17 protein-coding genes are annotated in these 19,133 nt (G+C 62.4%); 8 read left to right on the forward strand and 9 right to left on the reverse strand.

Features of this window, described 5'->3' with window-relative positions:
• The first annotated feature begins 276 nt into the window (after nt 1–276).
• Nucleotides 277–1,596, forward strand: a complete 1,320-nt coding sequence (locus tag AC07VG_RS16820) for a sigma-54 interaction domain-containing protein (protein ID WP_495004665.1) — start codon at nt 277–279, stop codon at nt 1,594–1,596.
• Between the two features lie 57 nt (nt 1,597–1,653).
• Here the strand turns inward: AC07VG_RS16820 and AC07VG_RS16825 are convergent, their stop codons facing one another.
• Entirely contained in the window at nt 1,654–2,640 is a 987-nt protein-coding gene (locus AC07VG_RS16825; protein ID WP_495004664.1) for a threonine ammonia-lyase, read from the reverse strand.
• Nucleotides 2,641–2,734: 94 nt separating this feature from the next.
• Between AC07VG_RS16825 and AC07VG_RS16830 the strand changes: the two genes are divergently transcribed.
• Nucleotides 2,735–3,607: a LysR family transcriptional regulator gene (locus tag AC07VG_RS16830; RefSeq protein WP_495004663.1), complete on the forward strand. Its 873-nt coding sequence runs from the start codon at nt 2,735–2,737 to the stop codon at nt 3,605–3,607.
• Between the two features lie 135 nt (nt 3,608–3,742).
• On the opposite strand, the gene hglS is transcribed toward AC07VG_RS16830, so the two are convergent.
• The gene (hglS, locus tag AC07VG_RS16835; protein WP_495004662.1) at nt 3,743–5,143 is read right to left on the reverse strand and encodes a 2-oxoadipate dioxygenase/decarboxylase HglS; all 1,401 of its coding nucleotides are present in this window, start codon (nt 5,141–5,143) and stop codon (nt 3,743–3,745) included.
• Between the two features lie 246 nt (nt 5,144–5,389).
• On the opposite strand from hglS, the gene AC07VG_RS16840 reads away from it, so the two are divergent.
• Nucleotides 5,390–6,289 (forward strand): LysR family transcriptional regulator, encoded by a 900-nt coding sequence (locus AC07VG_RS16840; protein WP_495004661.1) that lies wholly within the window; start codon nt 5,390–5,392, stop codon nt 6,287–6,289.
• A 256-nt stretch (nt 6,290–6,545) separates the two neighbouring features.
• Here the strand turns inward: AC07VG_RS16840 and AC07VG_RS16845 are convergent, their stop codons facing one another.
• From AC07VG_RS16845 to AC07VG_RS16855, 3 genes are all read right to left on the reverse strand, one after another.
• Nucleotides 6,546–8,012 carry a heavy metal sensor histidine kinase gene (locus AC07VG_RS16845; RefSeq protein WP_495004660.1) on the reverse strand — a complete coding sequence of 489 codons (1,467 nt, stop codon included), beginning with the start codon at nt 8,010–8,012 and terminating at the stop codon, nt 6,546–6,548.
• Nucleotides 8,009–8,680, reverse strand: a complete 672-nt coding sequence (locus AC07VG_RS16850; RefSeq protein ID WP_495004659.1) for a heavy metal response regulator transcription factor — start codon at nt 8,678–8,680, stop codon at nt 8,009–8,011. The genes AC07VG_RS16845 and AC07VG_RS16850 overlap by 4 nt, the downstream gene beginning before the upstream one ends.
• A 143-nt stretch (nt 8,681–8,823) precedes the next feature.
• Entirely contained in the window at nt 8,824–9,078 is a 255-nt protein-coding gene (locus tag AC07VG_RS16855; RefSeq protein ID WP_495004658.1) for a DUF2790 domain-containing protein, read from the reverse strand.
• A 233-nt stretch (nt 9,079–9,311) separates the two neighbouring features.
• Here AC07VG_RS16855 and AC07VG_RS16860 point away from each other — a divergent pair, with 233 nt between their 5' ends.
• From AC07VG_RS16860 to AC07VG_RS16870, 3 genes are all read left to right on the forward strand, one after another.
• Entirely contained in the window at nt 9,312–9,812 is a 501-nt protein-coding gene (locus AC07VG_RS16860) for a sigma-70 family RNA polymerase sigma factor (RefSeq protein ID WP_495004657.1), read from the forward strand.
• Nucleotides 9,813–9,942: 130 nt separating this feature from the next.
• Nucleotides 9,943–10,914, forward strand: a complete 972-nt coding sequence (locus AC07VG_RS16865) for a FecR family protein (protein ID WP_495021565.1) — start codon at nt 9,943–9,945, stop codon at nt 10,912–10,914.
• A gap of 130 nt (nt 10,915–11,044) precedes the next feature.
• The gene (locus AC07VG_RS16870) at nt 11,045–13,459 is read left to right on the forward strand and encodes a TonB-dependent siderophore receptor (RefSeq protein WP_495021570.1); all 2,415 of its coding nucleotides are present in this window, start codon (nt 11,045–11,047) and stop codon (nt 13,457–13,459) included.
• Between the two features lie 117 nt (nt 13,460–13,576).
• Here the strand turns inward: AC07VG_RS16870 and AC07VG_RS16875 are convergent, their stop codons facing one another.
• Nucleotides 13,577–14,728, reverse strand: coding sequence for an MFS transporter (locus tag AC07VG_RS16875; protein WP_495004655.1), 1,152 nt, complete (start codon nt 14,726–14,728; stop codon nt 13,577–13,579).
• Between the two features lie 102 nt (nt 14,729–14,830).
• Nucleotides 14,831–15,277 (reverse strand): DoxX family protein, encoded by a 447-nt coding sequence (locus tag AC07VG_RS16880; protein WP_495021566.1) that lies wholly within the window; start codon nt 15,275–15,277, stop codon nt 14,831–14,833.
• Nucleotides 15,278–15,418: 141 nt separating this feature from the next.
• Here AC07VG_RS16880 and AC07VG_RS16885 point away from each other — a divergent pair, with 141 nt between their 5' ends.
• On the forward strand, nt 15,419–16,336 hold the full coding sequence (locus AC07VG_RS16885; RefSeq protein WP_495004653.1) for a LysR family transcriptional regulator: 918 nt from the start codon (nt 15,419–15,421) through the stop codon (nt 16,334–16,336).
• Nucleotides 16,337–16,361: 25 nt separating this feature from the next.
• Here AC07VG_RS16885 and AC07VG_RS16890 read toward each other — a convergent pair whose 3' ends face one another.
• Together AC07VG_RS16890 and AC07VG_RS16895 are read right to left on the reverse strand one after the other, a co-directional pair.
• The gene (locus tag AC07VG_RS16890) at nt 16,362–17,513 is read right to left on the reverse strand and encodes a M14 family metallopeptidase (protein ID WP_495004652.1); all 1,152 of its coding nucleotides are present in this window, start codon (nt 17,511–17,513) and stop codon (nt 16,362–16,364) included.
• Between the two features lie 374 nt (nt 17,514–17,887).
• Complete coding sequence (locus tag AC07VG_RS16895) at nt 17,888–18,250, reverse strand: DUF6124 family protein (RefSeq protein ID WP_495004651.1); 363 nt, start codon at nt 18,248–18,250, stop codon at nt 17,888–17,890.
• Between the two features lie 129 nt (nt 18,251–18,379).
• Between AC07VG_RS16895 and AC07VG_RS16900 the strand changes: the two genes are divergently transcribed.
• Nucleotides 18,380–19,030 carry a LexA family protein gene (locus AC07VG_RS16900; protein ID WP_495004650.1) on the forward strand — a complete coding sequence of 217 codons (651 nt, stop codon included), beginning with the start codon at nt 18,380–18,382 and terminating at the stop codon, nt 19,028–19,030.
• The last annotated feature ends 103 nt before the right edge of the window (nt 19,031–19,133 follow it).

The following is a 19,133-nucleotide window of genomic DNA, read 5'->3' on the forward strand; positions in this document are numbered from 1 at the left end:
TGAGAACGCCAAAAGCTTCGCGAGCAAGCTCTACTCCTACAGGTTAGGTGGTGCATTCAATCTCCCGTCCCTGTCTGACAAGGGGATCAATAAGCATGCCAAACTATGATTTTGATTTTTTGCTAATGAATGCTGATTTATATCAACGTATTTGCCGAAGTTTTATGGTTTACCAGCGTTTGTCAGGTCGATTGGCAGTTATTTTGGCAGTCCGTGGCAGCTAATGGCAGAAAGCACCTGCATGCATTAAGCTCCTGCGTCCACCCGGGAGTTGCCATGACCATCCTTGCCACCGACCTTTCCCGGCCCGATATGCGGGCCCTGGTGTCTTATCTGGAACACGACCACCAGCCGACCATCGTCCTCGACACCGACTACAACATCGTCGCCGCCAACACCGCCTACCAGCGCCAGTTCGGGGTCGAGGGCCGTCCTCATGTCGGGGCGAAATGCTTTCGGGTCTCGCACCAGTTCGCGGTGCCCTGCGACCAGGCCGGCGAGCATTGCCCCATGCGCAAGGCTCACGAAAGCCGCCTGCCCGAGCGGGTCCTGCATATTCACCACACGCCGCGTGGTCCCGAGCATGTCGATGTGGAATTGCGGCCGTTGCTGGACGAGCAGGGCGAGGTGGTCGCTTATGTCGAACGCTTGAATACCGTCACCGTGGCCTCGGCGCAGCCGCAGCACCAGGGCCTGGTCGGTCGCTCGGCGCCGTTCAAGGAGGCTTTGAGCGCCTTGCAGCGGGCGGCGCCGTCGCCGATTCCAGTGTTGTTGCAAGGCGAGTCCGGCACCGGCAAGGAACTCTTTGCCCGCGCCCTGCATGAGGGCAGTCCGCGGGCTGGCGGGCCGCTGGTAGTGGTCGACTGCACCGGCCTGACCGAAACCCTGCTGGAAAGCGAACTCTTCGGTTACGAAAAGGGCGCCTTTACCGGCGCCGTGCAGCGCAAGATCGGCCTGGCCGAAGCGGCCCATGGCGGCACGCTGTTCCTCGACGAGATCGGCGAGGTGCCGCTGGCGATGCAGGTCAAGTTGCTGCGCCTGATCGAGTCCGGCAGCTTTCGTCCGGTGGGCAGCTTGCGCACCGTGCACTCGGACTTCCGCCTGGTGTGCGCGACCCACAAGCCGCTCAAGGACATGGTCGCGGCCGGGAGCTTTCGCCAGGACCTGTTCTACCGCATCAGCGCCTTTCCGATTCGCCTGCCGGCCTTGCGCGAACGCAGCGACGACTTGCCGCTGCTGATCGATAGCCTGTTGCAGCGCCTGGCGCCGGCGGCCGTGCCGCGTATCGATCCGCCGGCGATGAAGGCCCTGGGGCTGCATGACTGGCCGGGCAATATCCGCGAACTGCGCAATGTGCTGGAGCGGGCGCGCCTGTTTACCGACGATGGCGTGATTCGGCTGGCCGACCTGCCCGCCGAACTGCGCCGTGAAACAGCGCTGGCGACTGTGCAACGGCGGCGTGGGCGCAACGAGTTGGAGCAATTGGCCCACGCCCTGGAGATGTTCGCCGGACCGCGTAGCGAGCTGGCGAAAACCCTGGGGATGAGTGAACGCACGCTGTATCGGCGCTTGCAGGCGCTGGAAGGGAAGGCCTGACGGCGGTTGAGCCGATCAGCGCGGCAGCGCTTGGTCGACGCTCCCCCCTGGCACCGCTCAATCGTTCGTCAGCAGTGCATTGGCGAAGAGCGTCGGGTCGGCATTGCCCCCCGACAACACCACCACCGCGCAGCGACCGTCCAGCGCGATGCGCCCGGCCAGCAGCGCGGCGAGGCCGACCACGCCACCCGGTTCGACCACCAGCTTGAGGTGCTCGAACGCCCATTTCAGGGCGTAGCGGACCTCGGCATCGGTCACCGTCAGCGCGCCGTGCAGCAGCCGGCGATTGATCTCGAAGGTCAGTTCGCCCGGGGTCGCGGTCAGGATCGCGTCACAGATCGACTGGCCGCCCGGCGCGATACTTTGCCGGCTGCCTGCGGCCAGGGAGCGCCCGGTATCGTCGAAACCCTCCGGCTCCACCGCATACACCGCGATCTCGGCAATCTGACTGTGCAGCGCCACGCTGACTCCGGCAATCAGGCCGCCGCCGCCGCAGGGCACCAGGGCCACCTCGGGACGCAGGCTCAGCGCCCGGGCCTGCCGGGCGATTTCCAGCCCCAGGGTGCCCTGGCCGGCGATGACCCGTGGGTCGTCGTAGGGCTTGACCAGCACCGCGCCGCTTTCGGCGGTCAACGTCGCGGCGATGGCCTCGCGGTCTTCGGTCTCGCGATCGAACAGCACCACCTGGGCGCCATATTCACGGGTGCGGCGGATCTTCAAGGCCGGGGCATCCCTGGGCATCAGGATCGTCGCCTGTATTCCTAACAACTTGGCCGCGCAGGCCACGCCCTGGGCGTGATTGCCGGACGAGAAGGCCAGCACGCCACGCGCGCGTTCTTCGGGACTCAGGCTGGCGAGGGTGTTGTAGGCGCCACGGAACTTGAACGAGCCGGTTCTTTGCAGCACTTCCGGCTTGACCAGTACCCGGCCCTGGCAGCGTTCATTCAGGCTGTGGAATTCCAGCAATGGCGTTTCCACGGCGTGCCCGTGGATACGCCGGGCCGCCTGTTCGATATCGGCCAGTTGAATGGGCTGTGAGGTCATGTCGCGCTCCTGGGTGTGCAAAGGCCTAATTTGCGGTTTTCCACGTCCCTTGAAAAGCGCTTGTTCACGCTGTTGAACAACGTAAAATCCGTGGATGGATACTCAATTTCTCGAAACCTTCCTGGCAGTAATCGACTGCGGTTCCATCGCCGCGGCGGCGCGCCAGCTGGACCTGGCGCCGACTACCGTGGCCCAGCAGATCAAGGCCCTGGAAAAGCAGCTCGGCAACGCCTTGCTCAGACGCAGCGGCCATACCGTGAAGCCGACCGCGGCGGCCCATCGGATCGTCGAACGGGCCCGGCTGATTGTCCGCGAAGCCCGCGACCTGTGTGCCAGTGCCTCCAGCGGTGTGCTGCCGGTCGGGCCCTTGCGCCTGGGGGCGACCCAATATGCCCTGATGCAGTTACTGCCGCCGGCGCTGCATGAATGGCGCCGACGCTATCCCGAGATCGAGATCTATATCGAGCCCGGCAACTCCCAGGAGTTGATGGAGCAGGTGGTGAGTGGCGACCTGGACGCGGCGCTGATCGTGCACCCGTTGTTCGCCTTGCCCAAGAGCTGCGAGTGGATGGCGCTGGTGGAGGAACCGCTGGTGCTGATCACCCCGGCGACGCTGCCGGTCGAGGATGTGCTGGCGACCATCGTCGCGCAACCCTTTATCCGCTTCAGCCGCAAGGTGGTCGGCGGCAAGCTGGTGGAGGCCTATCTGCAAGGTCACGGGCTCAAGCCCAAGTCCCAGTTCGAGCTGGATGGCATCGACATCATCGTCAAGTTCGTCGCCGAGGGACTGGGGGTGGCGCTGGTGCCGGACCGGCCGGCGGCCAATCACGAGGCGCAGGGTGTCCGCCGCTGGGAAGTGCCGGGGCCCAGGTTGTTTCGCACCCTGGGGATTGTCTGGCAGCGCGCGTCGGTGCGGGCGCCGCTGGTGGTGGCGCTCAACGAATTGATGGCCGAGCAGGCGCTATAGCAGGCCCGGTCCGAACGCGGTCCCTGTAGGAGCCAGCTGGCTGGCGATGAGGCCAGTGAGACTTGCATCGCCTGATCGGCCGCCATCGCCGGCAAGCCGGCTCCTACACAGGTTCGCGGCGCTCACCCGAATGTGTCAGACCAACGGCGCGATATTCAACCGGGTCGAACACGCCAACAACGAACGCCGCTGCGTCGCCGCATACAGCTGCAATTCATCGATGGTTTCACGCCCCAGCGCCCGGTGGAACTGCTCCCGGTTGGAACTGCCGGCGTAATGCGCTTGCGCGTCATCCCCCAGGTTCGACTGGAAGATCCCGGCCGCGCTGACCGGCAGGAAGTCCTCATACACCAGCGGCTCGAAACTCACCTGGCCAGCCTCGATCAAGGCTTCCAGCTCGCGCAGCGGCAGTTCGCTGCTGCGCGCGGCGATGCCTTTTTCGGTCGGGTAATAGCGGAAGTACGCCAGGCCCTGCTTGCGCATCTCGCTGTAGTTATCGGGGAAGGCCTTGAAGGTGTTCGCCATGATCTGGTCATAACGCGCGGCATTGGCCTCGTTGGGAAAGTCCCCAAGCGCATCCCGTGCAGCATTCAGCAAACGATCGTAGAGCGCCCGGCCCTTGGGCGTCAGCGCCGCGCCGCGCTGTTCGATTTCGCCGAAGCGGGCCGAGTGGCTGCCGGTTTCGCTGGCGTCCTGGCCGATAAAGGTGATGGCTTCCTCCAGCGCCTTGAAGCTGGTCTGGCGCAACAGGATCGGGCACTCGCGGCGCGGTGGACCTTCGATCACCGCTTTGGGGGTGATGCCCTTGCCTGGCATGGCCGCCTGCACCGCATCGATGTCGAGGGTGCGTGGGGTCAGGTGGTTGATATGTGGCCCCTTGAACGCCACCACGTCGGCGATCAGGCGATGTTGGGCATTGAGCTTCTTGTATTCGGCCAGCGACACTGTCGCGCTGTTGTGCCAACGGAAGGTTTCCAACGCCTGCTGGACGAACTCGGCGGCATCGGCGCTATCGAGGCCGCCATTCATCTCGGCCTTTTCGATCAGCTCGAGGGTGCGTGGGGTGAAGATATTCCGTCGGCTCAGGATCCACTCGGCGAATTCCCGCAGTCCGTCTTCCTCGATCAGTTCCAGGCGCAGCAGTGAAGTGAAGACGCGGAACGGGCTGACTTGCAAGGCCGTTTCGTGCACCGCGCGAAAAGCCGTGGAGTGCACCGGCACGCCCGCCGGGGTCAGGTCGTAATAACCCACCGGTTGCATGCCCATCACCGCGAACAGTCGGCCCAGGGTGGCCAGTTCCGCCGCCGTACCGACGCGAATGGCACCGTGACGCTCCATGTCCAGGCGGCGGATCTCGCCGGTCTGCCGCAGGCTGTCGGCGACCTGGGCATTGTCGCTCAGCACCTGCTCGTTGATCTGCGCGACCAACTCCATCAGCGCACCGTAGAGCGGCACTTCGGTCTTGTACATCTGCGACATGGCACGGGAAAAATTCGCGCGAATTTCGTCAGGGTGGGCGAAGACAGCGGTGCTCATCGGGTGGTTCTCCGCAAAATCGGGATGACTGGACGTGGGCTGAATTCTGCGGGTGGTGGGGGGCGGGTTCAAACGAATTAAGGTCCAGGGATCATTCCAAAAAGGACTGACCTCGGCCCAAGGTGCCCCTGCGACGGTAAAGGCTCCGGCAATTTTTACTGCTGAGGTGGGAACGATGCCTTGGGGATAAGCGGCAGCGATAATGTATTAATCTAGGCACCTTCATTGGCAAGTAGTACAACTCGGATGAATATCAATAGCACCGATCTCAACCTGCTCAAGGTCTTCGAGGCCCTGCATGACGAGGGCAGCGCCAGTCGCGCGGCCTTGCAGCTCGGGTTGACCCAGTCCGCGGTCAGTGCCGCCTTGAATCGTCTGCGCGCGATGTACGGCGACCCACTCTTTGTGCGTACCGGCCGGGGCCTGGCGCCGACCCTGATCGCCAACCAGCTCAAGCCGGTGATTTCCGATGCCTTGAACAAATGTCGCCAGAGCTTTTCCCTGGTCCAGCCGACCCTGGCCAGCTATGAGGGGCGCTCGGTGACCATCGGCCTGTCCGACGACTTTGAAATTGCCCTGGGCCGCCAGTTGATTGAAACCGTGGCGCAGCGGGCGAAAAACCTGCGGCTGATCTTTCGCCAGACCCACAGCCAGATCGCCGTCGATGCCTTGATGGAGCGTCAGTTCGATCTGACCATTACCGCGGGCGGCATCCCCAATCGGCTACTGGGTCGGCATCTGCTTGGGGAGGGCGGTTATGCCTGCCTGGTGGATCGCGGCAGCCTGGGTGACAAGACGGCCCTCGATCTGGAGGATTACGTCGCTCGCGAGCACATCCTGATTTCATCGGGAGGCTTTATCGGCATTGTCGATGAGGGGCTGGCGGCGCGGGGCCTGAGCCGCAAGGTCGTGACCGCCACCACGCATTTCGCGGCATTGCCGTTCCTGTTGAAGGGCTCGTCGGCGGTCGCGACCTTGCCCACCCATGCCGCCCGGGCGATCGCGCAGTTATGCGATATTCAAATGCTCGCCTGTCCCATCGACCTGCCGCACTATCCCATCGAGTTGGGCTGGCGCACCCATGCGCAGACGGATAGCGCGGTGCTGCTGGTCAAACAGGCGATTATCGACAGCTTCGCGCTCTGACGGATCACGCGACGCCGTTGAACGCTACCCGCGCCTTTGCTGCTGGGATCGGATGCTGTTCACGCGGTCGAAGTGGAGGAAAAGTCGCGCTACGAGGCAATGCGGCTCTGGAAGCCGGTCAGTCGCGCTGCCGATTTTGACTCGGTATCGTCCGAGTGGCCGTCGGAGTAGAGCTTGTGCATTGTCCTGATTGGCGCGACCGGTATGGTTGGCCTGCTGGCCATTCACCGAGCTTGCTGTGGAAGTTCGATGAAGGTCAACCGGGGGAAGGGTGCTTCGCGACGATGCTGAGGCGAGGGGCGTCTGGGCCGGTTTGAACGCCGGCCTGGCGCTCTTGCTGATCCCGTATGGGAAAAAATAGCTCGAAACAGGTCACGCCATTTTCGCTGGTGACGCTGTAGCGGCCACTGTGCAGCTGCATGATAGTCGCTACGATCGAAAGCCCCAGGCCATTGGACTGGGCTGAGCGCTCGCGTGATTGATCGACGCGGTAGAAACGCTCGAATAATTTCGGAAGATGTTCCGCCGGGATGGTTGTCCCGTAGTTGCGCACGCGCAGATTGATACCCGCCTCGGACGGTGTGGCCTGGATCAACAGTTCGGAATGAGGTGTGGCATATTTTATCGCATTGGCACACAGGTTAGCCAAGGCGCGGCGTAGCAGCGTTGGTTCGGCCCAGATAAGGCCTTCGCCCTCCGCGCGGATGGTGATATCGACGTCCGCGGCCAGACCTTCAAAGTAATCGGCTACGCGTTCCAGTTCGTCGGCGGCACCCAGCTCCTGGCGCTGATCACGAGCGCTACCCGGGTCAGTACGCGCGAGGAACAGCATGTTGTCGAGCATGCGTGCCAGGCGTTCGAGTTCTTCGACGTTGGAGGCGAGCAACTGCTGGTAATGTTCCGTGCTGCGGTTCTGCTGCATGGCGACCTGGGTCTCACCCAGCAAGTTGTTGATGGGGGTGCGTAGTTCGTGGGCCATGTCAGTCGAGACCTGACTCAGTTGCGCAAAACCCTTGGCGAGCCGCTCAAGCATGGTGTTGAAAGAGTCGATCATCGGGAGCAACTCCTTCGGGGCGCCTCGGCCGTCAAGTCGCTCTGTCAAATTGCCAATGCCGATACCGTGGGCTTGCTGCGCCAGGCGTCTGAGGGGCAACAAACCGCGATGAACCACTACATATCCAGCCAGCGCCAGGACAATGGCCGCGAGACTGGCGAGGGCGTATACGCTGAGACGATAGCTGGCAAGCACCGCGGTTCGTTCGGTCATCAGGCAGCCAATGGTCACTTTCAGCTTGCCTGAGTCGATACTCGCGGAGATGGCCGCGAAGGGAGTACCGTTCACGGCGGGTAGATGCTGTACATCTGTCAGTGTCAGGGGATGGTCCATTGCCACGGGAGTGAGGTCGGGAAGATCGATATCACTGGGATTGACCGTTAGCAAAGGGGCTTCCCCTGGAACGCCAATCGTGAGTACGGACTCGCGATTGCCCAGCATGTTCTGAAACAGCACGGGTTTGGTCCTGATCAGTTCCAGTGTATTGCTGCCATTGAGAACGTTACGCAGCTGATCTACCCGGTAGACCAGGGTGGACTCGTCGCGGCGTATCAGTTCGCGTTCAAGCTCGCGGTACAGTGCGACGCCGGTGGTTGCCAGCAGGGCGAAGGCCAGCAAGGCAAACACCACCGCCAGGCGCAGCGTCAGGGAGTAATGGCGACGGTTCATGGCTGTGTATCAAAGCGGTAGCCAATGCCCCGCACACTGTGGATCAGCTTCAGATGGAAAGGGTCGTCGATTTTCAGGCGCAGGCGTCGCACGGCGACATCCACTACGTTGGTGTCGCTGTCAAAGTTCATGTCCCAGACCCGGGAGGCTATCAGTGAGCGAGACAGCACCTGATCCTGATGCGTGGCGAGCAGGTGCAATAAGGCAAACTCCTTGTTTGTCAGCGTCACTCGCACGCCGGCGCGGGTGACGCGGCGTTTGAGTACATCAATCTGCAGGTCAGCGATCTGCAGTTGTTCTTCCTCCCGGGTCGGACCGCGGCGGGTCAGGGTGCGCAGGCGCGCGACCAGCTCGGCGAAAGAAAAGGGTTTGATCAGGTAGTCGTCGGCCCCCAGCTCCAGGCCTTTGATTCGGTCGGCGATGTCATCCCGCGCGGTCAGGAACAGCACCGGCGTATCGGCTTCCTTGCGCAGGCGGCGCAGTACTTCCCAGCCGTCCATCTTCGGCATCATCACATCCAGCACGATGACGTCGAAAGGCGTTTCCAGGGCCAGGGATAAACCCTCGGCGCCATCGCGGGCCAAGCTGACGGAGTATCCCAGCTCCTGCAGACCATTGAGTAAGTAATTGCCCGCCTTGGGCTCGTCTTCTACTACAAGGATGTTCATGAGAATGACCTTGGTTCAGTTTCGGTATTCGATCCACAAAAAACGGACCTGAAAGCCGCGAGCAGGTAGCGCAAGTATAGCCCTGTCATCAGGTTGCCTTGGGTATTGCCTGCTCACGGACAGTCATCGGCAAAAGCATTCCATCAGTTCTCGTTCGTGCAACGTCCTTGAACTGGATAGTCCAGCATATGTTCCCGTCCCTGATGATCCAGGTAATCAAGACGGGCCGGAATGACGCCACATTGATCCGAGAGGTCGGTCATGGAGATGACTTTCGCAACGTCCAGGTGGACAAGGAAACCGGTACTGTCGTGGATCACCGCGGAGGTGTCGGTGGTATAGGCAAAGGCTGAACCGGTGGTGAGGAGGGTGGCGAACCCGAGAATGAACAGTTTCATGGCAGTATCTCCCTATTTACGGTGGACTGCCTGTTATCTGGCAGTGAGTTCACAGTAACAAGGCAACTCCAACAGCTAACGAACAGGACAATGACAAAGTTGTAATGCAATCTTGTCCGAGGTTGGGCCTGATGGGCTTCAGCGGCCTGTGGCCGAGGTGGTGGGCGTTGGAATGAATTGTGGCTATTAATAAGAAGCATTACTATTAGCGCCCACCTTCATAGCCCATCGCCATGAATCTCCAGCCACCCCGCAGACCCGGTTTTTTCGAGCATTACGAAGAGTTGATCGGCACCTGGACCCGTCGGCTGAGAAACCGTCAGCAGGCCGAGGACCTGGCCCACGATACCTTTGTGCGGGTGCTGGAAAGCCAGGCCGGCGGCGTCGAGCAACCACGGGCCTACCTGCACCAGACCGCGCGCAATATCGCGGTGGATACCTATCGCCGCGAAGACCGGCGCGGGCCCCTGGAACTGCAAGCGATTCACCACAGCGCGCCGCCCACCGGCGATCCAGAGCATTTCATGCATGCCATCCAGCTGGCCGATTCCATCGAGCGGGCCTTGGGTGAGTTGCCCGTCAATTGTCGCAAGGCCTTTGTCTGGCAGAAGATCGAGGGCCTGACCCAGGCGGAGATCGCCGAGCGCCTGGGACTGTCCAGGAACATGGTGGAGAAGTATATGATCCGCACCCTGCGGCATCTGCGCGAGCGCCTGGATGGGGCCGATCAATGACTCTTCCGTGCTCTTCTTCCTGTAGGCGCGAGCTTGCTCGCGATGATCTCCAGAGCGCTGCGGTGGGTCAGAGGCCCCGCGTTATCGTTGACGTTTATCGCGAGCAAGCTCGCTCCTACAAGGATTTTGCATGATGGAGAATCGTGATAGCGCCACGGTTCGCGATGAGGCCGCCACCTGGTTCGTGCGGGTCCAGGAGGCGCCGTTGAGCGCCGGGCAACAGGCCGAGTTCGACGCCTGGCGCCATGAACATCCGTTGCATCAGGATGAGTTCGACGTGCTCCAGGGACTTTGGAGCGCCACCGACCTGCTGCCCCAGGCGCGCTTGCAGGCGCTCTGCGAGGGGCCGCCGGCGCGGACCAAACGCCGGCCGTTGTTGCGTTATGCGGTGGCCGCCGGGGTGGTGGCGGTGGCTTTGGGCCTGGGGCTTTTCAGCGGTCTGAATCATCCGGCGCCCTATGACGCGACCTTTGCCAGCGTGCTCGGTGAGCGGCGGCAGGTGGCCTTGCCCGACGGTTCGATCATCGACCTGAACAGCCGCAGCCGGGTTCGCGTGCATTACCAGCGTGACCGCCGTGAGGTCGAGCTGGAGCAGGGCGAGGCGATGTTCAGTGTCGAGCACGACAGCAGCCGGCCGTTCGTGGTCCAGGCCGGGGTCGGCAAGGTCACGGTCACCGGCACGCGCTTCGATGTGCGCCGCGATCCGGCGCAGACCCGCGTAGTGGTCGAGGCGGGCACGGTGAGGGTCCAGGGCCGCGATGCGGCGGACGGGGATTTCGTCAATCTCACGGCGGGCCAGGGCACCCGGGTTGATGAGCAGGGCCGGGTCGCTGCGGCCGAATCGGTGAATGCCGACGAACTCACCGCCTGGCGCAGCGGCAAGCTGGTCTTCAACAATGCCCGCCTCAGCGACGTGGTACAGGAAGTCTCGCGTTATCGGGACAAGCCCCTGGGCGTTGCCTCGCCGGCCGTGGGCAATCTGCGCCTGACCAGTGTGTTCAAGGTCAACGATACCGAGGCCCTGCTCAGGGCCTTGCCAAGCATCCTGCCGGTGGCTATCAGGACCCGTGCCGACGGTACCCAGGAAATAATTGCAAAATAAATTCAGGTTTTTTTCGAGTTCTTCGTCTTCTTGTCCAACTGCAACTGGTTTGCATTAACAATCGCATGCATCTGCGAATTACAGGACAAGGTCAGACGTGAACAACACACCCAACGCGCTTTACCAGGCGATCCGCAACGCACTGCCCAGCTCCCAGGCCTTTGCCCTGGCGCTGGCGGTCAGTGTCGTTGCCCCCCTGAGCCAAGCGGCTCAGGCCGATTCGGCCATTCATATCCAGGCCCAGCCCCTGGCATCGGCCTTGAGCCAGTTGGGTCAGCAAACCTCTCTGCAAGTGTTTTTCAGCCCGCAACTGGTGGCCGGCAAGCAGGCTCCGGCGGTCAACGGCAACCTGTCGCCGGAAGAAGCCCTGAACGTGCTGCTGCGCGGCAGCGGCCTGGACTATGAGCTCAAGGACGGTTCGCTGACCTTGCACGCCGCCGCCCCGGTCGCCGCCGGTGCGTTGGAACTGGCGCCACTGGACGTCAAGGTGGTGGGTGACTGGCTCGGTGATGCCGACCAGGCGATTGTGCAGAACCATCCGGGTGCGCGGACCGTGATCCGCCGTCAGGCGATGGTCGAGCAGGGCGCGATGAACGTGAAGGACGCACTGCGTACCGTGCCTGGTGTGCAGGTGCAGGAAAACAACGGTACCGGCGGCAGCGATATTTCCCTCAACGTTGGTGTGCGGGGCCTGACGTCCCGTCTGTCGCCACGGTCCACCGTATTGATCGACGGCGTGCCGGCGGCGTTCGCCCCTTACGGCCAGCCACAGTTGTCGATGGCCCCGGTGTCGGTCGGCAACCTGGACAGCATCGACGTGGTACGCGGTGCCGGTTCCGTGCGTTATGGGCCGCAAAACGTCGGTGGCGTGATCAACTTCGTGACCCGGGCGATCCCGGAGAAGTTTTCCGGTGAGATCGGCAGCACCCTGGAAACCTCGCGTTACGGCGGCGTCAAGCATCTCGACACGGCCTTCCTCGGTGGTACCGCGGATAACGGTTTCGGCGCGGCGCTGTTGTATTCCGGCGTGAAGGGCGAGGGCTATCGCGAAAGCAACAACGGCAACGACATCAACGATGTCCTGCTCAAGACCCACTGGGCGCCGACCGACCAGGACGATTTCGCCCTGAACCTGCATGACTACGATGCCAATGCGGACATGCCCGGCGGCCTGACCCAGCAGCAGTACAATGCCAACCCGTATCAGTCGGTGCGTAACTACGACAACTTCACCGGGCGGCGCAAGGATATTTCCTTCAAGTACAAGCGGCAGGTGGACAGTCAGACCCAGGTCGAAGTGCTGACCTACTACAGCGACAGTTTCCGTGGCAGCACTATCGCCGCCCGCGACCTCAAGACCCTCAGCGCCTACCCGCGCAGCTACTACACCTTTGGCATCGAGCCACGGGCGTCCCACGTCTTCGACCTGGGGCCGAGCACCCAGGAAGTCAGCGTCGGCTACCGCTACCTCAAGGAAGGCATGCATGAGGCCACCAGCCGCGTGGCCCTGGTCAACGGCATACCGACCGTGACACCGACCTCCGACGGGCACATCTACCAGGACCGCACTGGCGGCACCGAAGCCAATGCCTTCTACATCGATGACAAGATCGATATCGGCAAATGGACCATCACCCCGGGTATCCGCTTCGAGCGTATCAGCAGCAACTGGCATGACCGGGCGGTGCCGGATACCAACTACGTGCCGGTCCAGGAGAAGTTCCGCAGCGTCGACAGCAACGAGCCGCTGCCGGCCCTGAGCGTGATGTACCACCTCTCCGATGCCTGGAAAGTCTTCGCCAACTACGAAACCTCCTTCGGCAGCCTGCAGTACTTCCAGATTGCCCAGGGTGGCAATGGCAACAGCACGGCCAATGGCCTGCAACCGGAAAAGGCCAAGACCTACGAACTGGGCACGCGGTATGACAACGGCACCTGGGGCGGTGAAATGACGTTGTTCTACATCGACTTCTCCGATGAGCTGCAATACGTCAGTAACGATGTCGGCTGGACCAACCTGGGCGCCACCGCGCACCGCGGTATTGAAACCTCCGCGCATTACGACCTGTCGGCCGTCAACCCGGCGCTCGACGGTCTGACCGCGAATGCCGGCTTCACCTATACCAAGGCGACGTCCCAGGGCGATATCCCGGGTTTCAAGGGCCGTGACCTGCCGTTGTACTCGCGGGAAGTGTTGAATGTCGGCCTGCGTTATGCGGTCAATCGCTGGACCTACAACCTCGACGGTTTCGCCCAGTCTTCCCAGCGGGCGCCGGGGACCGGGACCAACGCTGACGGCAGCTTCAACGGCAACTACATCACCCAGCCGACCGCTGACGGCCAGTACGGCAACATTCCGGGCTACATGACCTGGGATGTGCGCGGTGCCTATGACTTCGGCGCGCAGTTGTCGAACCTGAAACTGGGTGCGGGGGTGCGTAACGTCTTCGACCAGCAGTACTTCACCCGGTCGAGCGACAACAATGCGGGGATCTACGTGGGTGAGCCACGGACCTTCTTTGTGCAGGCCAGTGTAGGGTTCTGATACCGGACCTTCGGTAACCCCATCCTGTAGGAGCCAGCTTGCTGGCGATGATATCGACGCGGTGTCCTGTCACTCCGCGTCGCCTGGATCGCCAGCAAGCTGGCTCCTACAGGTTTCTCAGGTTCGCAGGATTCGCCCGCTGACCGCCACCCCTACCAGCATCCCCGCGATCACCATAAAGGCCAGGTTCAATGAACTGGCATGGGCGATAAAGCCGATCGCCGCCGGTCCCGCCAGAATCCCCGCATACCCCAGGGTGGTAATCGCCGGCACGGCGATGCTTTCCGCCATGACCTTCTGTTTGCCCACGGCGGTGTACAGCACCGGCACGATATTCGAGCAGCCGGCGCCCACCAGCGCATAACCGATCAGCGCCGCCTCCCAGGCCGGCACCAGCGTGGCCAGGGCCAGGCCGGTCGCGGCAGTCAGCCCGCCGTAGACAATCACTCGCTGTGCTCCCAGGCGTCGGACGATGGCATCGCCGGTCAGGCGTCCGAGTGTCATGGTCAGGGCAAAAGCCGCATAGCCCAGGCCTGCGTAGGCGTCCGTGACCTGGCGTTCGGCGCTGAGAAACACCGCGCTCCAGTCGAGCATCGCGCCTTCGGCAAGGAACACCACGAAACACAACAGGCCGATAAACAGCACCACGCCATGGGGCACGGCAAACGCGGGACCTGTGCTTTCACTGCCATAGGGCAACAGATGCGGGGCGGCCTTGAACAGCGCCGCCAGCAGGAACACGATCACCACGCCGATGGCCCCCAGGGGGGACAGCCCCAGGCCCAGCAGCGCGCTGACCCCGGCGGCGCCGGAGATCCCGCCAAGGCTGAACAGCCCGTGAAAGCCCGACATCATGGTCTTGCCGCTGGCGCGCTCGACGATCACCGCTTGCAGGTTGACGGTAGAGTCCACCGAGCCGAGCCCGGCGCCGAACAGAAACAGGCTGGTCACCAGCCAGGGAATCGAGCTGACCGTGGCCAGCAGTGGCAGCGCGATGCAGATCAGCAAGGTGCCGATGCTCAGCACTCGCCGGCAACCGAAACGCGAGGCGAGGGCGCCAGCCACCGGCATGGCGATGATCGAGCCGACCCCAAGGCACAACAGCAATAGCCCCAGGGTGCCTTCATCGAGCCCGGCACGGGCCTTGGCGTAAGGCACCAGTGGCGCCCAGGCGGCCACGCCGAAACCGGCGATAAAGAAGGCGATACGGGTCGACATCTGTTCCAGGCGCCCCGGTTTGACCAGGGCGTGGGAGGTGAGGGCAGTCATGAAAAATCCTTGGCGGGCCGGCAGACAACGCTGTGCAAGGGGGCATCCTTGCACATCGTGTCCGGCGCGGCGAGGCCAAGGTCTCGTTTTATAACCACCCGGTCAGGCTTTGCGACGGGCATCCAGGCTCAGGCGACCGCCACCGAAGGCAACAACCTGCAACAGACCGCCGGCCATGGCAATGTTCTTGAAGAAGTGGATGAACTGGTTCTGGTCGCCCAGGTGATTGTGGAACGCCAGGGCGGTGACCACGCTGAACAGCGCCATGACCAGGGCCACCGCACGGGTACGGTAACCGAGGATCAACAACAGACTGCCGCCGACTTCGACGACGATCGCCGCGATCAGGGCCAGCTGTGGCAGGGGCAGGCCCACCGATTCGATGTAGCCGATCATGCCGGCGGGGTTGGCGATCTTCGAGAAACCCGAGAGCAGGAAGATCGCCGCCAGCAGGATGCGTCCGGCGAGGGCAATGGCGCCGGCGGCGCTGGCGCTGTCGGATGGGCTGTGGAGTGCGGAGTTGGCGTTGGCAGGGCTAGCGTTTGACATGGATAGATACCTGTAGAAGCGACGCGACCACCATGGTGCGTCGTAGTGGTGAGTAGTCTGCCATCGCGGTAACGTACGCAATAGCCGAATAATTTCGAGGATCAGGTTCGAAAATATCGAACATCTTCAGGAGCCAAGCCCATGCCCGCCAATCCCGGAACACCGACCCTCGATCAATTGCGGGTGCTCCTGACCGTGGTGGAAACCGGCAGTTTTGCCGGTGCCGCGCGCAAGCTCAGCCGCGCTACCTCAGTGATCAGCTACACCATTGCCAACCTGGAGATGCAGCTTGGCGTGCAGTTGTTCGATCGCACGCTGACCCGCAAGCCGCAGCTCACCGATGCCGGACGTACCGTGCTGGCCGAGGCGCGCAGCATCTACAGCGGCGTCGACGGCTTGCGCGCCAAGGTTCGCGGGCTGTTGCAGGGATTGGAAGCGGAAGTCCACCTGGTGGTCGACGTGATGTTTCCAGCGGCGCGCCTGGTGGATGTGCTCAAGGGTTTTCGCGCGCAGTTCCCCACGGTGTTGCTGCACCTGCATGTGGAGGCGCTGGGCGCGGTGGCGCAGTTGGTCCTGGAAGGACGTGCCAGCGTCGGCGTCAGCGGCTTTTTCAACCGCGGCCTGGCAGGCCTGGATCGGGTCGGGGTGGGCAGCGTCGAGCTGATTCCCGTGGCGGCCGCCGATCACGCCCTGGCCCAGGGCGTAAACCTGCCCGGTGCCGGGCGCGACCATGTGCAACTGGTACTGTCGGATCGTTCGACCCTGACCCGCAACCAGGAATTTGGCGTACTCGGCACCCGCACCTGGCGCCTGGCGGACCTGGGTTCCAAGTTGATGCTGCTGCGCGAAGGGGTGGGCTGGGGCAACATGCCGGCGCCGATGGTGGCCGAGGACCTGGTAAGTGGGCGGCTGGTGCAGCTTGATCTGCCGGATCTGCGCGGCGGCTTTTATGGCTTCGATGCGATCTACCGCAGCGACACACCGCCGGGGCCGGCGGCGGCATGGCTGATTGCGCGGCTGGTGGCGCAGGGCGAAGCGCTACCCGCCGGGATGGTCTGAGACCCCGGGCGCACCCGGCGGCGCCTCAGCGCAGTTGCGTGACGATATCCGCGACGCTGCTGAGCACGTCCTTGCCCAATTGTTTCGAACGCTGGCCGGACCAGCCGGTAGCCAGGTCCGGGGCGTCGTCATTGTCCTTGAAGGGCATTTCCAGGGTCAGCGACAGGCAGTCGAAGTGCTGGCCGACACTGTTGCAGGCCAGGGTCATATTGGCCTGGCCGGGCAGGTCGCGGGTGTAGCCGTGGGTGGTCTGGAAATCCACGGTGAGCGCGCTCAGATGGCTGCGAAAGCGACTTTCCAGCTGGGCGATACGGGGTGTGTAGCCAGGGTTGCCTTCGCAGCCGGCGGTGAACACGTAGGGAATCTCCTCGTCGCCATGGATATCCAGGAACAGATCGACGCCATGCTTGGCCATCTGCCGCTGGACAAACAGGACTTCCGGACTGATTTCCTGACTGGCGTTCTGCCAGGCGCGGTTGAGGTCCTGGCCCATGGCGTTGGTGCGCAGATGCCCGTGGAAGGCGCCGTCCGGGTTCATATTGGGCACCAGGTACAGATCGGCGCGGGCCAGCAGGTCACGCAGTTCGGCGTCGTCCTCCTGTTGCAGGCGCTCGATCACGCCCTCCATGAACCATTCGGCCATGTGCTCGCCCGGATGCTGCTGGGCGATGATCCAGACCTTGCGCCGGCCTTCGGCACCGTTGCCTTTGCGCAACAGCTGGATTTCCCGGCCTTCGGCACTTTTGCCGACCTCCAGCAACTCGATGCCGGCGTGGGTCACGGCCTGTTCGATCAGCCAGTCATGGCGCTCGCGGCTGTAGGGTTCGAAGTAGGCGAACCAGACTTGCGCTTGCTCGGCCACGAGGCTGATATGCAGGCTTTCACCGTCGAAGCGGGTGTCGACACGGAACCAGTTCTGGTGATCGTAGGAAGCGACGGCGCGGTAGCCGGTCCAGGCTTTGTTGTAGGAAGACTGGCTGGCATTGCTCAGTTCGAAGGCATAGGTTTCGCCCGGTCGCAGGCCTTCGACCTTGAAGTGAAACCACTGGAAATGCTGGCTGCGGGTATCCGGCTCCATGGCCAGGAGCAGGTGGCGTGGGTTGCTGGTGTCCAGTGCCTGGATATTACCGCTGTCGAAGTCGCTGCTGATTTTCAGAGAAGGTAGAACCACGGGCATCGTCGAGTACCTGAAGAGGCTTTTTGTGGCTGCTACTGTACACCTCGATGCAGCTCTGCGCCGAGGCGCGAGGTCATGGCTGTGGCAGCGTACCTGTCTTCAATTAGCCTGAAGCCAAGCCCGTCAGTTAATCGGGTGCAAAAAAAGACCCGGCAAAAAGCCGGGTCAAAAACCGTGATTAGCCTGATGAGGAGATAATCCAGGAGTCCGACCTAAGGTCTCCGGGTTATCGACCGATCTCGCGATCAGCTGACTGCAATAATAATCATTATCATTTGAAAGTCAAGTTTTTTCCCGTTCTTCGCGGATATCATTTCCCCGATTCTCTCCCCAGAGCCGGTCTTCGCGCGGCAAAGCGCTTGGGCGTGGTGTGTTCACGCGGTGCGGGTTTGTATTTGCACGACGCGGTCCACCAGGGCCTTGGCCATGTCGATCATGTACACCACCGAACAACCCAGGTCGCGGTTCGCGCTGTTCGCGGCTTCGTAGGCGGCCGCCGACGCGCAGCGCAGCAGGTCTGAGGCCTGGATCATGGCGTCCTCGATATCCAGGTCATCGCGCACGGCAAAGAGCTTCGGGTAGAGGGGGTCATCGCTGGTGTTCGCCGCGCAAGCGGCTGCTGAAACAGTTGGTTTCAAATAATAGTCGAGTGCACGTTGGGCGGCGGCGCGATCCTTGAGGGACGCGAGCGGGCTTTTCGAGTCGGTTCGAGGGCTTTCTGTCGTGATGGAAGTCATGAAGGGCCTGCCTTTCAGAGGAAGTTCAAGTCAGCTTCTGAAGATTAGTACTATTGGTACTGCTATGCTTGTCACAAACAATACATTTTGTGTATTGAGCGGCGGAATACTCCCCGTATTGTTTCGTCCATGGATAAATGGATAGCGTTGGTGAAAGCCAAGCTCGAAGAGCTCGGCCTTTCACAGGAAAAACTTGGCGAACGTCTGGATATCACCCAGGGCGGAGTCGGTCATTGGCTCAACAAAAGGCGCAAGCCTGATCTTGTGATGATGAACAAGGTTCTCCAGGCGCTCGGCCTCGGGCACCTGGAGGTGGTCCTGGTGATTCGCGACCGCGCGGTGGCGGCTCAGGCACCCGAGGACCGGGACGAACAGGTCTACGACATCACCTCGGCGTTTCGCTACCCGGTGAGTGACTGGCGCGCGGCCGCCTCCGTGGCGGGTTTGGTCACGGGTGAGCATGCCGGGCGCTACGAGGTGACCGATCATTACGCCCCCGCGGCGTTCTGGTTGCAGGTGGTGGGCGATGCGATGACCGCGCCCTCCGGTACCAGTGTGCCCGAAGGCATGATGGTGCTGGTCGACCCGGACCGCGAGGTCGAGGTCGGCAGCCTGGTGATTGCCCGCCTGCACGAGGGCGAGGAGGCGATTTTCCGCCAGTGGATGGAGGAGGGCGGGCAGCCCTACCTCAAGCCTTTGAACCCGACCTGGCCAAAGATCGCGGTTAGCCAGGCGTGCTGCGTGATCGGCGTGGTGGTGCAGGCGACCGCGAAATTCTGAAGGCTGCCCACATTCGTGGGGCATTCACCTGTGGGAGCGGAGCTTGCCCGCGAAGAACGATGACGCGGTGTGCCTGATACACCGCGGTGCGTTCTTCGCGGGC

This window comes from Pseudomonas sp. GW821-FHT03C07 (assembly GCF_059420925.1).